11 protein-coding genes are annotated in these 13,976 nt (G+C 41.2%); 9 read left to right on the forward strand and 2 right to left on the reverse strand.

Features of this window, described 5'->3' with window-relative positions; genetic code table 11:
* The first annotated feature begins 43 nt into the window (after nucleotides 1-43).
* The 5 genes from ACT3QN_RS12355 (at nucleotide 44) to ACT3QN_RS12375 (ending at nucleotide 6,139) form a co-directional block, all read left to right on the forward strand.
* Nucleotides 44-1,726, forward strand: coding sequence for an ABC transporter permease subunit (locus ACT3QN_RS12355; RefSeq protein ID WP_444523982.1), 1,683 nt, complete (start codon nucleotides 44-46; stop codon nucleotides 1,724-1,726).
* 77 nt (nucleotides 1,727-1,803) lie between these two features.
* Entirely contained in the window at nucleotides 1,804-2,790 is a 987-nt protein-coding gene (locus ACT3QN_RS12360; protein ID WP_444529259.1) for an ABC transporter substrate-binding protein, read from the forward strand.
* Nucleotides 2,791-2,892: 102 nt separating this feature from the next.
* Nucleotides 2,893-4,035 carry a TIGR03364 family FAD-dependent oxidoreductase gene (locus ACT3QN_RS12365; protein WP_444529260.1) on the forward strand — a complete coding sequence of 381 codons (1,143 nt, stop codon included), beginning with the start codon at nucleotides 2,893-2,895 and terminating at the stop codon, nucleotides 4,033-4,035.
* Nucleotides 4,035-4,808: a phosphonatase-like hydrolase gene (locus ACT3QN_RS12370; RefSeq protein WP_444523693.1), complete on the forward strand. Its 774-nt coding sequence runs from the start codon at nucleotides 4,035-4,037 to the stop codon at nucleotides 4,806-4,808. Before ACT3QN_RS12365 ends, ACT3QN_RS12370 begins: the two co-directional genes overlap by 1 nt.
* Before the next feature lie 332 nt (nucleotides 4,809-5,140).
* Entirely contained in the window at nucleotides 5,141-6,139 is a 999-nt protein-coding gene (locus ACT3QN_RS12375) for a phosphatase PAP2 family protein (protein ID WP_444523694.1), read from the forward strand.
* 1,344 nt (nucleotides 6,140-7,483) lie between these two features.
* Here the strand turns inward: ACT3QN_RS12375 and ACT3QN_RS12380 are convergent.
* Both ACT3QN_RS12380 and paaZ read right to left on the reverse strand, forming a co-directional pair.
* Nucleotides 7,484-8,806 (reverse strand): MFS transporter, encoded by a 1,323-nt coding sequence (locus ACT3QN_RS12380; RefSeq protein WP_444523695.1) that lies wholly within the window; start codon nucleotides 8,804-8,806, stop codon nucleotides 7,484-7,486.
* 238 nt (nucleotides 8,807-9,044) lie between these two features.
* Nucleotides 9,045-11,096, reverse strand: coding sequence for a phenylacetic acid degradation bifunctional protein PaaZ (paaZ, locus tag ACT3QN_RS12385; RefSeq protein WP_444523696.1), 2,052 nt, complete (start codon nucleotides 11,094-11,096; stop codon nucleotides 9,045-9,047).
* A gap of 263 nt (nucleotides 11,097-11,359) precedes the next feature.
* Here paaZ and paaA point away from each other — a divergent pair, with 263 nt between their 5' ends.
* Genes paaA through paaD form a run of 4 tightly spaced genes read left to right on the forward strand, consistent with a single transcriptional unit; the run spans nucleotide 11,360 to nucleotide 13,908 of the window.
* On the forward strand, nucleotides 11,360-12,298 hold the full coding sequence (gene paaA, locus ACT3QN_RS12390) for a 1,2-phenylacetyl-CoA epoxidase subunit PaaA (protein WP_444523697.1): 939 nt from the start codon (nucleotides 11,360-11,362) through the stop codon (nucleotides 12,296-12,298).
* 23 nt (nucleotides 12,299-12,321) lie between these two features.
* Nucleotides 12,322-12,612, forward strand: a complete 291-nt coding sequence (gene paaB, locus ACT3QN_RS12395) for a 1,2-phenylacetyl-CoA epoxidase subunit PaaB (RefSeq protein ID WP_444523698.1) — start codon at nucleotides 12,322-12,324, stop codon at nucleotides 12,610-12,612.
* A gap of 15 nt (nucleotides 12,613-12,627) precedes the next feature.
* The gene (gene paaC / locus ACT3QN_RS12400; protein WP_444523699.1) at nucleotides 12,628-13,383 is read left to right on the forward strand and encodes a 1,2-phenylacetyl-CoA epoxidase subunit PaaC; all 756 of its coding nucleotides are present in this window, start codon (nucleotides 12,628-12,630) and stop codon (nucleotides 13,381-13,383) included.
* 24 nt (nucleotides 13,384-13,407) lie between these two features.
* Nucleotides 13,408-13,908 carry a 1,2-phenylacetyl-CoA epoxidase subunit PaaD gene (paaD, locus tag ACT3QN_RS12405; protein ID WP_444523700.1) on the forward strand — a complete coding sequence of 167 codons (501 nt, stop codon included), beginning with the start codon at nucleotides 13,408-13,410 and terminating at the stop codon, nucleotides 13,906-13,908.
* Nucleotides 13,909-13,976 lie beyond the last annotated feature (68 nt).

The raw sequence follows: 13,976 nt of genomic DNA on the forward strand, positions 1-13,976 counted from the left end.
ACGCTGGTCTACCAAAACTTACTTATTTCGCGCGTAGGTCATTATGAAACTTAATAACTCACCGCTAATGAAAGCTTCGTGGCTTTTCATTGGTGCGCTATTTCTCGTCTTTATGTTTGTGCCTTTGGGTAAAATGTTGGTGCTGTCATTTAATGTGGCAGAGGGATTAGGTCTAAGCCATTATGTTGATATCATCAGCAGTAATGACTTCAGACAAGTGATGTTAAATAGTTTTTTTGTTGCCATTGTTAGTGCGATGAGTGCCACCTTTTTGGCATTTATCCTTGCTTATACTGTGCACTGGACTAACTTACCAAAGGGTTTTAAACAAACCATTAAACTTGCATCACTGTTCCCAATGCTATTGCCAACAGTGACTTATGGATTTGCCATTATCTACACCTTTGGTAAGCAGGGTTTACTCACTAAGATAATTGGCTTTCAGTTGTTTGAAGACATATATGGTTTCTATGGTATGTGGCTTGGCTACACCATCTATACCTTGCCAATAGCCTTTTTACTGCTTAACAACACCTTTCAATATTTGGATAAGAAGTTCGTGATCGTATCAGAACTGATGGGCGATTCACGCTTACGCCAGATAGATATGACGGTCATTCGTCCCTTAATTGGTACTTTTGCAGCCGCTATCATTCAATGCTTCTTTTTGGCCTTTACTGACTTTGGTATTCCAGCCTCTATTGGTGGTCAGTACAAGGTTATCGCCACTGAGCTTTATACCCAAATACTGGGTGCATCTCCCTCGTTTGAAAAGGGCTCTGTGGTTGCCTTGTTTATGCTAATCCCCTCTGTTTTGAGCATTCTACTGCTTTGGTATGTGGCTCGATTTAATGTCAGGTATGATTCAGTAGAGCATTTTGACTTGCCTACCTCTAAAGTCAAAGACAAGATTCTGGGTGTATTGTCCAGTGGCATTTTGATTTCACTGTTATTCGTATTTGCCGTCATATTCATCATTCCATGGATCAAGACATGGCCTTACGAGATGGCGTTTAGTACAGACACATTTACTAAGGTGATCGAGTCCTCGAACCTGATGCGAGTGTATAAGAACTCACTTATTGTCGCCGCACTAACAGCTGTTTTTGGAACTATTATTACCTATGTTGCCGCGTTGATATACGAGCGCTCAGGGTTATTCAAGATAGGAAAGCTGACGATAGAAAGCTCAGCTTTAGTAACCAATACAGTGCCAGGTATGGTTATTGGTATTGCTTATCTGATGGTTTTTTCAGGGTCATCGATATCGAACACCATCTTCATTATTGTGATTAGTAATATCATTCATTACTTCTCGACACCTTATCTCATGAGCAAAAATGCACTGTCAAAAATGAACTTAGGCTGGGAGACCACAGCTTCTTTGCTTGGAGACTCATGGCTACAGTCTTTACGCCGAATCGTGGTACCCAACTCAATACTTACGCTTATCGAAGTGGCATCGTACTTCTTTATTAGTGCGATGGTCAGCATCAGTGCAGTGATATTCATTTCAGGTGCGAAGACGATGGTGCTGACTACAAAAATTGTTGAATTACAGCACTTCGCCCGCTTTGATGAGATTTTTATCTTGTCGCTGATGGTGCTACTCACAAATATCACGGTATTAATATTCTTCGCAGTAGTTCGATACCTTTATACCAGAAGCATCAACGGCACAACAAAAATAAAAGTGAAAAAAACCACAGTGACGACTGTCGCTTAGATATTTCAACACAGTTTAGGTGTTGATGTTACGAGAACTAATTTAACCTTTAATCACTCAAACAATCAGGGAAAACAATGAATTTATTTAAAACGATAATAACGGGATTAACTTGTGGAGTTTTAGTGGCAGGCTGTGGAGCGAAAAGCTCAGGAGATACGGCTGGCGAGGAGGTGATTATCTATAGTAATGCTGATGAGGAGGCAGTCGAGGTTATTCAAGAGGTGCTTGATGAGGCAGGCTTTGAAGGTCAATACATATTTCAATCATTCGGAACAGGTGAGCTTGGTGGACGGCTATTAGCAGAAGGAAAAAATATTGAAGCTGATATGGTGACAATGAGCTCGTTTTATATCGAAAGTGCTCAAGCAAAGAATCCAATGTTTAAAGCGTTAGCATTTACGGCAAACCCGCAGATTACGACGCCTAATTACTATGCACCGTTTCTCAGCTTTACGGGTGCCATCTTACTCAACACCAAAGAGATGAAAGCCAATAATATTCCCATACCTACCAGTGCCAAAGACTTAGCGAATCCTATTTATAAAAACCAAATTTCTATGGTTGATCCAAATGGTTCATCAACTGGTTGGTTGTTTGTACAAGACATTGCTGCTGAATATGGCACCGATGCTGAAGGTCAACAAATCATGAATGCTATTCGTGAAAATGCAGGACCTAATTTAGAGCTATCTGGCTCTGGTCCTCTTAAAAAGGTAATGGCAGGTGAGGTGCCTATCGGTTTCGGTCTACGTCATCAGGCAGTCGCTAATAAGGCAAAAGGTTTACCAATTGATTTTGTTGATCCTAGTGAAGGTAATTACACATTGACTGAATCGGTTGCTGTTATTGATAAAGGAGAAAAAACCAATCCTAAAGCAATGAAAATGGCTGAGTTAATTGTCACTAAAGCTCGCCCAGGTTTATTAGAGATTTATCCAAATATTGTGTATGACGGCGAGACAGTAGCCGCTGAGAATCAGATTGATAACTCTAAGACCTATCCAGAGCCATTAACTGCCGAGCTGTTAGATAAGCACCGTGCTTTTTTCCATGGTGAGTAATTTTAGTTCAATCAAAATAATGCCCATTCATGCTTAGTTATATTAGTTCATAGGTTAAGCAAGTAGAGGGTTAATTAATAAAGATGTATGGGAAGAGTAGATATGACAATGAGCAAAATACTTTCTGATAAAACATACGATGTCGTCGTCGTAGGTGGGGGTATCGTTGGACTGGCAAGCTCCTACGCCGCCGTTAAAAAAGGGCTGAGTGTCGCAGTTGTAGAACGCCAACCTCAGAACAAAGATGCTTCTGTTCGTAATTTTGGATTTGTGACGGTTAGTGGTCAGCGTCGAGGTGAGCATTGGCAACGCGCCATGCATTCGCGTAATGTTTGGGCCGAGATTGCCCCAAAAGCAGGTATTCAGGTAGAGCATGTCGGTCTGCATATGTTAATGCAGCGACCTGAAGCGGTAGATGTTGCACAAGCTTTTTTAAAGACGGAAATGGGTGAGGGGTGCCGGCTACTGACACAGTCTGAAATTAATGAAGCTGCGCCTTATCTGAACAAGGGAGAAGGGGTGTTATATAGCCCACATGAGCTTAGAGTAGAGTCCAATACTGCAATTGCTAAGCTGGCTCATTGGCTACAAGAGACGCAGAGTGTGGATTTTTATAATCGTACCACGGTGGTTTCGGTGGAATTACCAAAAGTGCATACCAGCCGTGGTGTCCTTAATGCTGAGCACTGTGTGGTCTGCCCAGGAGCTGACTTTACTGGCTTATATCCAGAAGTACTCGCTAAGACCAAAGCTAAAATGTGCACACTAAATATGATGCGAGTCATGCCCAAAAAAGCATTTAGGTTAAATGCCGCTGTCATGTCAGATTTAAGCTTTGCCCGTTATGATGGATTTGCTCAGTTACCTGAAGCTACGGTGCTAAAAACCTTACTTGATGATACTCAAAGTGTAGAGCGTCAAGCAGGTGTCCACCTAATTGTGGTTCAGTCTGAAGATGGATCACTAATCATCGGCGATAGTCATGATTATAGTGATAGAGAACTGCCGTTTAGAGACACTCAAATTGATGATCTAATCATTAATGAATTTAAGCAGGTGATGGATATTGGTGAGATAGATATTACTCAGCACTGGTTGGGTGTATATCCAAGTGCAGATGATGTGGTATTTAAGGCATCACCTGAAAAAGGTGTGGTGGTTGGTGCAGTCACTAGCGGTACAGGGGCATCAACAGGTTTCGCATTTGGCGAAGAGTTAATTGAATTGGTATTGGAATCAAAGTAATGAATACAGCAAATAATAATATAATAAGCAGCAGCTCACATGGTGATAGTTTAAACAGTATTAAAAACAAATTTTTTAATATTAGGCTCTGTGTATTTGATATGGCTGGCACAACAGTAGATGAAGGTAACCTAGTCTATAAAACTGTATGTCATGCCATCAATGAAGCACTGAATAGCGCTGGCAAGTCAGACAAGCAAGTGAGTCTTGAGTTATGTTTAGAATATGGTGCAGGTAAAGAAAAACGCAACGCCATCCGCGATACTTTAAACAGGTTAGATTTATCTGATGCTGATATTGAATCATTAACAGATAAGGCGTTTGCAGCATTTAAAGTCAATCTTGCAACTGCTTATAGCAAAGACACCTTGTCTGAGTTTGAAGGCATGTCAGAGTTGTTCGAGCAGTTGAAGGCGAGCGGTCGTAAAGTGGTGTTAAATACAGGATATGATGCTAAAACTGCTAATAAAATTTTGACTATCTTAGGTTGGTCTGTGGGGGATCAAGTAGATGCATTAATAACAGCCGATGATGTCGTTAATGGCCGTCCAAGCCCCGATATGATTACTCTTGCAATGAAGCAATTTGGTATTGATAGCTTCCAGCAAGTGTTAAAAGCGGGGGATAGTGGTATCGATATTGAAGAAGGTAAGAATGCAGGGTGCGGGCTAGTTTTAGGTGTGCTATCTGGTGCGCAAAATGAGCAGCAGCTAGTGAAATATTCACCTGATGCGGTTTTAGACAAGCTGACTGATTTAAAGGAGCTTATTTAACTCAAAGCTAAGTCGAAGCTTCAATATATAAAAAATAGTAAAGCCATAAGAGTAATTATTTTTATGGCTTTTTGAATCTGGTAAGTGTAACCGGATTCGAACCGACAGACTATTCGGTCAGTGATAGTATTAAAGACATATTTTGAAGACCAAAAAATAGGTTAGGGTCCAGCCTGTTTTTCTACAGTGATGAGAGAATTAGTTATTACATGATTTCGTAATTTGTTAGATAGGGTGTAATTATTCCTAGAATTAAGACACCATATACTACGACATGCATTGTCTTAACTTTAATAGATCTAATCTACTGTTGCCAACAAACAAGAGGTTTGATGATGATATCATTTGCGCCAGAAAATCAGCCATTATTTGCGTTAGGCTTTCTAGTTTTTTTGGTTGTCACAGTCTTGTTGATTTTACATCATATAGCCATTCATTATGGTCATAGGTTCTTTACTCAATTTTTTTACTATATTTTGAAGATTCAACGAAATTTTGGACAAAATAAATGTGTCATTAATTTTAAAGATAAGCATCCTAAGTTGTATGCGACAATTTCCCAACGGTTCAGCATACGGAACTTTTACGGTCTGCCTTTGATGCTTTTATGCGTAGTAATGGGCTGCATATTATTGTTATTCGTAGGACTGACCAAAACTATGGCTATACCGAATCCTATTATAACTATAGACCATCTTGTATCGATGCAGATGAATTCTCTACAGGACTCCAATATTGTTAGTTTTTTCGTTCTGATAACCAGCTTGGCGTCTACGCCTATCTACGTTTTGATGGTCTTTTTCGCTGCTGTGAATTGTTGGGTAAAGCGACAACGCTATGTAATTGTAGGGTTGTTGATTGCTACTTTAGGCAGTACGACATTTACTTCTTTGATGAAATATTTATTTCAGCGTGAAAGGCCTGCTAATAACATATTGTCTGTGCAAACTTATTCGTTTCCAAGTGGCCATGCGACGACTGCTATGGCGTTATATGGATTTATAGCTTACTTACTGATTCGATTTAGCCAAAATTTTACTCAAAAAACTCGTATATTTACAATGGCTATTCTTTTTATCATGTTGATTGGCTTAAGCAGGGTTGTATTAAACCAACATTATTTAAGTGATGTACTGGGCGGTTATCTAGTAGGTGGATTTTGGTTGACACTTGGCATTAGTATTACAGAGGGGTTGAGCGCAGAAAATAAAATCACATGGAATATCGAATGGTCAAATCTTCATGTATACATGGTTTGGCTGAGTGGGTTTGGAGTACTTGTCAGTACATTGATTTACGCAAAAATTTATCAATTTCCAATATTATCCTAATCGTCGATATAAGCCTTGGCGAAGTATCGACGCTAATAGCACCCCATCAAACATTCAAGTCTTCACCGGAAAATCGTACTCTTAGACTGTGTTGAATATATCTCATGGGATGTGGCCGTATTATAAACTTGACAACTGCTTTATGCGGGATTGTTTGTGCTTTAATAGTTATGGGTTTATTTGATGGTGCGTCCACCACGCAACGACTAAATTAGCGAAATCCTTTATTACTAGGGTTAAGGTTGTTAGGTATTTATTTTTAACAACTTCTTAAAGTTTATTGACTTGCTATCCGATTAATATTGGCTTTTATATCACGAATGATCTGATTGGATAAATTTTTTCCAATGTTTAGTAGTCAATAGCAGTCACAAAATCCTTGGCAACTGATGCTATCTGATCAAACCCCAATGTTAACAATATCACCTAAATAAAATGCCAACTTAAAAAAGTTTACCGAGGCTATATTTAGTATATCATTGGAAACCTCTTTCTAAGCTTTTAATATTTACAGATAAGTATGTATATTCATTATAATCAGATTTACAGTACCTCGATGGCGGAGTCTTCATCACCTGAGCAATTATATTCCGGCTCGTACATTGCGTGCGCTGATCTATGCTCAAAAAAATAGTAATACTATTGATAATGATGCAGCGCCAGACTTAATCGTTCATATCAATGACACCATAGCACAAACCCTAATAACAACTGAGAAAACTGGATTTCATGCTTTAACCTTCTATGCTATACGAATAATAGCATGTATGGACTTTTTAACTCATCACAGCAAAATAAATCCATAGCATATGGGAATGTGGCCTGATATTTTGAATGCCATAGCATCGGTTTGTGCTATCTAATAAGTTATAGCTTGATTTAAGGTAGTGTGTCAGAGAGTATGTTGAGGAAATGAAGGAGGGTAATAAACAAAGTAAGATAATATATTTGAGGTTATAAAAACACTAATAGATATTAATTGTACCAAATGTCAAAGTTGTAGTTTAAGGAAAAATAGCTCAAAAGCTATGGCAAGCAGAACTATCAGTGTAAAGACTGTTGCCAATAATTTATTGGCAACAGTCTTTAAGCTACTAAAAATAAACCCCTAAAACACAAGCTAAAGTCAAACACAAGCACTCAAGCCAGTTTGTTCATTTTAGGCCTAGACCTGCTGGTTGAGGGCTTGTGTTTGGTATTTTTCAATCACGATACTTCGTTATTTCGACAGTTAATCAGTTGTTTGACCGTTAAAGGTGAGTTAGGGCAAGTTTTTTGTCATGTGCTGAGAAAATATTTATAACATTTACATGGTGATATTTTTCAGCATCTCTCTAAATTTATTTAGAGAGATAGATCAACGCCTTGTGGGTCTTTCTTAATCGTGTAAAGTGTGAATAATGAAATTAATGAGACAATAGTAATATACAAACCAATCATCCATGACTGTTGATAAGTTGCCATAATCCATTGCGCAATCATCGGAGCGAACGCACCACCAATAATGGAACCTAATGCATAGCTGATGGATACCCCTGAAAAACGTACTTTAGCAGGGAACATTTCAGCAAATAAAGCTGATAATGGACCATACGTAAAACCTAGGGGAATGGCCCAAACCACTAATGCTAGCATAAATAAAAATGGAGAGTTGGTATCAATCAAAAACCACATTGGAATCGACCATAACGACAATAAGATATAGCCTAATTTAAAAATCCTTAGACGACCAATCTTATCACCTAATATGCCGCCCCAAAGGGTTGATACTAACCAAGAAAAAGCAGCCGCAACTACGATTAGCATGGTCAAAGTAGGGCTAAGTCCTAAGGCTTTTTGACCATAACCCACCATAAAGGCGATAAGGATATAACCACCTGCATTCACTCCCATAAAGATTAAAGCCGCTTTAAGAACTGTTGGCGTGTGATTTTTGAATAACAATGATAATGGTGCAGAGGCTTCTGCTTTACGGCGATGCATGGCTTCAAACACTGGTGATTCTTTAACCGAACGACGGATAAAGGTGCCCACGATGATCAATGCAATCGATAATATAAATGGAATGCGCCAACCCCACTCGAGGTAGGCTTCTTTACCCAAAATCAAATTTAAAAGCAGCAGGACACCAGTCGCTAAAATCATACCGATAGGTACGCCAATCTGTGGGTAAGCCCCAAATAGTGAGCGTTTGTTAAGGGGTGCATGCTCGACAGATAACAATGCTGCACCGCCCCATTCACCACCTGCAGAAAAGCCTTGGATAATACGTAAAAATACCAAAGCCAAGGGTGCTAATACGCCAATTTGCGCATAAGTCGGCAAAAAGCCTATTAAGGTCGTTGATGCACCCATCAAAATCAAGGTTGTTACCAACACCATCTTGCGACCGTACTTGTCACCCAAGCGACCACATACGATTGCGCCTAATGGGCGAAATAGAAATGAGATACCAACGGTTGCAAAAGCGATAATTTGGGCGAACATAGGGTTTGACTTGCTGACTTCAGCGAAAAACAGGGGAGCAAATATGAGACTTGCGGCTTGTGCATAGATGAAAAAATCATACCATTCAATCGCAGTACCAACTAGGGTGGCAGTGAGTACTTTTTTATCCTGATGTATAGCAAGCGAGGCGTTTTCAGCCATTGCGGTGGTGGTTGTCATTAGTGACTCCTTGTCTATGTATTGTCCTAGAAACGACTCGACAGCTTAGCTATCCTAGCCAAACATTACCTGATATAAATTAATGATACTTTTTATTTATTAAAAATAAAATTATGTATCATATTTTTTATAATTTAGCCATTCTACAACCTGACGTCAATATGTTTTATTAATAAAGTTTGCTTTAGTTGAAAAAAAGGAGTCATAACGACTCCTTTTTTGCAGATCCATATAGGTATCAAGCCTTACGCTCAACTAAGGTCAAGATGTCATAAGTTGCGACCAATTCATTGCGTTGGTTTTTAACTTTGATATCCCATACTACGACGCCATGAGCTTTTTCCGCTGGGTCGCGTTGTGCCTTTGGCGTCTTTTGTTTACAAGTTAACTCAACTTGAATGGTGTCACCAATCTTGACAGGCTCAACGAAGCGTAGGTTTTCCATACCGTAGTTAGCGATAACTGGACCAGCTGGTGCGTCAACAAATAAGCCAGCGGCCGCTGATACGATAAAGTAACCATGGGCGACACGCTCGCCAAAGAACGAATCTGCCGCCGCAATTTTGTCCATGTGAGCGTAAAAGTGGTCACCACTCAAGCAGCCAAAGTTAACGATATCTGCCTCAGTCACTGTACGACGTGCGGTCAATAGACGCTCTCCAATACGAAGTTCATCGAATGATTTTTTGAACGGATGGACACGATCTTCAAACACTTGTGCACCAGCTGTCCAGCTGTGACCGACTTGGGTCAAGGCATTGGGTGAGCCTTGGATGGCAGTACGTTGCATGTAGTGTTTAACGGCTCGCAGACCACCAAGTTCTTCGCCGCCACCGGCACGGCCTGGGCCACCGTGTACAAGTAATGGGAGGGGTGAACCATGACCCGTACTTTCACGAGCACTTTCGCTATCTAGGATATGTACACGGCCATGCCAAGGGGCAATTTTTTTCAATAAGGCTTCGATGTTTTCGTCTGCATTGCGCACGATAGAGGCAACTAAGCTACCTTCACCACGTGCTACCAGTGCACCGAGTTCATCTAGGTCGCCGTATGGCATTAGGGTGACAACTGGACCGAATGCTTCGATGTGATGGATGTTTTCGGCTTGGCTTGGGTTATTACAGACCAACACGGTTGGTGGGTAACAGGCTGATTTTTCTGCGTCGTCTACTTGTAAAGTGAAGTCTTCACGTAAGTGACTACCGAATACTACTTCGGCTTCTTGGCTTAGTTGCTCGACTTTTTCTGTGACGTCAAGTTTTTGCTTCACGCTAGCTAATGTACCCATGGTCACGTCTTCACGGCTTGGGTCACCGACCACGACTTTTTGTAGTTTTTCAACTAGGCGATTTTGCGCTGTTTCTAGCAAGGCTGCAGGAACAAACGCGCGACGAATCGCAGTACATTTTTGACCAGCTTTGATAGTAATTTCGCGGAAAACTTCGCGTACAAACAAATCGATAGTTTCATCGTTGGCAGCTGGGCTTAAAATGGCACTGTTCACCGAATCGGCTTCCATGGTGAAAGGAATTGAATGGGCGTTCAAGTGTGGATGGGCTCGTAGTTTTTGACCCGTTACTGCAGAACCTGTAAAGGTAATGGTGTCTTGGGGATTTAGATGGTCAAACAAGTCATAGGTTTGTCCACATATCAGCTGCAATGAACCCTCTGGCAATAGACCACTTTCATGAATCGCGGCTACCACGGCATGAGTCAGCTCAGCGCCTTCGGTTGCAGGCTTGACGATACAAGGGACACCGGCTAATAGAGTCGGTGCGACTTTTTCTAACATGCCCCAGATAGGGAAGTTAAACGCATCAATATGAATGGCCACGCCCATTTTCGGGCTCAAGATATGCTGAGCGCCAAACGTACCATTTTTTGATAGAGGAATCCAAACATCTTCAACTAAGGCGGTCTCATCGCTTAGCTCACGGCGCACGAGGCTCGAATATGCAAATAAAGTACCGATGCCCCCTTCAACATCGACCCAGGCATCTTTGCGTGTCGCACCCGTTGCCGTGGCCAATGCATAAAAATCTTCTTTACGTTGAAGTAGATATTGTGCGACCAGTTTCAGTGCATTAGCGCGTTGGTGGAATGTCCAGTTGGCAAGCGCTGAGCCATATTCTTTGGCATATTCAACCACTTTTTTGGTATCGATACCAGCGCTACTGACTTGATAAATTGGTTCGCCGGTGACCGCATGATGCACGGTGCGAAAATCGCTTTGTGCAACGTAGGCTTCACCAAGGACGAGTGAGCTTAACGTTTTAATGTCTGACATATAATAACTCCTTTTATGATACATTATAGATAAAAATAAAAACTTAACGTGTCATAATCTGTATTCAAATCACCAAAAAGTCAAGCATATTTAATATTATTAATATTTTTTTTAAAATTTATTATTATAAATATTGTTTTAAAACAGTATCTTATTAATAAAATGGCTAAAAAATAAAACGATACATAAAAATAGATGTTGATTTTAAAAAAGTATCGCTTTATGTTATATAACACAAACACTTGTTAAGGACGAGGTATCACATGAACATGCAAGTAGAATTATTTGACAACAAGATTGAAAAGGACATTTCAATTGAGCCAAAAGATTGGATGCCAGATGCTTATCGTAAAACGCTCATTCGCCAGATTGGTCAGCATGCACATTCAGAAGTAGTTGGTATGTTACCTGAGGGTAATTGGATTACACGTGCACCAACACTCAAGCGTAAAGCCGTATTGTTGGCCAAAGTTCAAGATGAAGCAGGTCATGGATTGTATCTATACAGCGCCGCTGAAACCCTAGGCGCAGATCGTGACGATATGATGGACAAACTCGTTGCTGGCCGCATGAAATACTCATCAATATTTAACTACCCAACTCTAACGTGGGCTGACATCGCTGCCATCGGCTGGTTGGTTGACGGCGCCGCTATCGTTAACCAAGTGGCGCTTTGCCGGACGTCATATGGTCCATATGCTCGCGCCATGGTTCGTATCTGTAAAGAAGAAAGCTTCCACCAACGTCAAGGCTTCGAAGCCATGATGGTATTGGCGAATGGTACACCTGAACAAAAAGCCATGGCACAAGATGCAGTCGATCGCTTCTGGTGGCCTGTGCTGATGATGTTCGGTCCAAATGATGATAATTCACCCAACAGTGCTCTTAGCATGGATTGGAAAATCAAACTATTCAGTAACGATGAGTTGCGCCAAAAATTCGTGAATAACACCGTCTCACAAGTGTTACAACTTGGTTTAACCATTCCTGACAAAGATTTAACGTTTAACGAAGAAACCGGCAACTATGAATTCGGTGAAATCAATTGGGACGAACTCTTTGCCGTGATTGCTGGTAAAGGCCCGTGTAACCATGAGCGTATCGAAGCCCGACGTAAAGCTTGGGAGGAGGGCAAATGGGTTCGTGACTCTGCTGCTGTCTATGCACAGAAACAACACACCAATACTCAAAAAGCCGCTTAATGTTTTTTAAAGGAAAATTAGCCATGGAAAGCAAAAATAATTGGTCACTTTACGAAGTTTTTATCCGTAGTAAACAAGGTTTAAGTCATCGTCATGTTGGTAGCTTGCGCGCGCCAGATGATGAAATTGCTCTGCAAAACGCACGTGATGTCTATACTCGTCGTAATGAAGGTGTGAGCATTTGGATAATGAAGTCAGAGCTGATCACCTCATCGCAACCTGAGGAAAAACCAGAGTTTTTTGAGCCATCACTCGACAAGGTATATCGTCATCCTACCTTCTATCAAATTCCAGACGGTATTGAGCATATTTAAGGTAGGAGATAATCGATGAATAACCAAGCGTTAACACAATTTTTACTTCATGTTGGTGATAGCCAATTGATCCTATCGCACCGCTTGTCTGAATGGTGTGGACATGCCCCTGAGCTTGAGCTTGATATTGCTTTGTCAAATATCGGTTTAGACTTATTGGGCCAGTCACGTACGGTGCTGAGTCTGGCTGGACAAATCGAAGGCTTGGGCCGTAATGAAGATAACTTAGCTTTTTTACGTACCGAACGTGAATATCGCAACCTATTGCTATGTGAACAACCCAATGTAGATTTTGCCCAAACGATGGTGCGTCAATGGTTGATGGATCATTACCATGTGTTATTACTTGACGCATTAAGCCAAAGCAGCCACGTAGATATTGCAGCCTTTGGTGTAAAGTCGTTAAAAGAAGCAAAATATCACTTACGTTTCTCACATGCATGGATGGAACGCCTAAGCCTAGGCACCGATGAAGCACATCACAAAACGCAACAAGCGCTGAACAACCTATGGCGCTTTACTGCTGAATTGTTTGAACTCACCGCTGACGAACAAGCCTTGGTTGATAGTGGTGTCTTACCGAAACTCGATCTTCTAAAAGCTGAATGGTTAGCGCAGGTTGAAAGTGGATTGGCACATTTGAACTTAACGTTGCCTGAGATTGGCGCATACCGCCGTGGTGCGAAGCAAGGCGCTCATACCGAACACTTGGGTTATATTTTGGCAGAATTACAGTACATGCAACGTACTTACCCAAATATGAATTGGTAAACATACACGACAAGGAGTCATAGTATGCGGTTAATTCCACAAGTCACAGATGCCTGCTGGAAAGCTCTTAATGAGGTTCATGATCCAGAAGTGCCTGTTTTGACCGTGCTTGACTTAGGCATGATTCGAGGCGTTGATATCAACGCAGATAATGAAATCGTGGTGCGTTTAACACCAACCTATAGCGGCTGTCCAGCAACTGATATGCTAAAAGATGAGATTATCAACACGTTTACAGAACGTGGGCTGACCCCTGTAAAGGTGGTGGTTGACTTGTCTGAAGCTTGGACGACCGACTGGATGAGTGAGGCAGGTAAGCAAAAGCTGCAAGAATATGGCATTGCACCGCCGCAAGGCGATTCACACAGCTGTGGTACTCACGTGGCGCTAACCGATGGTGTGACCTGTCCCCATTGTCGCAGTCAAAAAACCCAACTGATTAGCGAATTTGGTTCAACTGCGTGCAAGGCGCTGTATAAGTGTCTCGACTGCCTTGAACCGTTTGATTATTTTAAATGCATCTAAGATAGGGGTAGTCGCGAGATCACACGTGACAGTAAGCTCACTAACTAAGCAAAATGAAAGAAGGATTT

This window comes from Psychrobacter sp. AOP7-C1-14, from assembly GCF_052376135.1.
GTDB lineage: Bacteria > Pseudomonadota > Gammaproteobacteria > Pseudomonadales > Moraxellaceae > Psychrobacter.

What these genes read in the sequence shown, in the direction of transcription:
- ACT3QN_RS12355 (WP_444523982.1), top strand. Translation starts at nt 44, where the DNA reads ATGAAACTTAATAACTCACCGCTAATGAAAGCTTCGTGGCTTTTCATT.
- ACT3QN_RS12360 (WP_444529259.1), top strand. Translation starts at nt 1,804, where the DNA reads ATGAATTTATTTAAAACGATAATAACGGGATTAACTTGTGGAGTTTTA.
- ACT3QN_RS12365 (WP_444529260.1), top strand. Translation starts at nt 2,893, where the DNA reads ATGACAATGAGCAAAATACTTTCTGATAAAACATACGATGTCGTCGTC.
- ACT3QN_RS12370 (WP_444523693.1), top strand. Translation starts at nt 4,035, where the DNA reads ATGAATACAGCAAATAATAATATAATAAGCAGCAGCTCACATGGTGAT.
- ACT3QN_RS12375 (WP_444523694.1), top strand. Translation starts at nt 5,141, where the DNA reads ATGATGATATCATTTGCGCCAGAAAATCAGCCATTATTTGCGTTAGGC.
- ACT3QN_RS12380 (WP_444523695.1), bottom strand. Translation starts at nt 8,806, where the DNA reads ATGACAACCACCACCGCAATGGCTGAAAACGCCTCGCTTGCTATACAT.
- paaZ (WP_444523696.1), bottom strand. Translation starts at nt 11,096, where the DNA reads ATGTCAGACATTAAAACGTTAAGCTCACTCGTCCTTGGTGAAGCCTAC.
- paaA (WP_444523697.1), top strand. Translation starts at nt 11,360, where the DNA reads ATGAACATGCAAGTAGAATTATTTGACAACAAGATTGAAAAGGACATT.
- paaB (WP_444523698.1), top strand. Translation starts at nt 12,322, where the DNA reads ATGGAAAGCAAAAATAATTGGTCACTTTACGAAGTTTTTATCCGTAGT.
- paaC (WP_444523699.1), top strand. Translation starts at nt 12,628, where the DNA reads ATGAATAACCAAGCGTTAACACAATTTTTACTTCATGTTGGTGATAGC.
- paaD (WP_444523700.1), top strand. Translation starts at nt 13,408, where the DNA reads ATGCGGTTAATTCCACAAGTCACAGATGCCTGCTGGAAAGCTCTTAAT.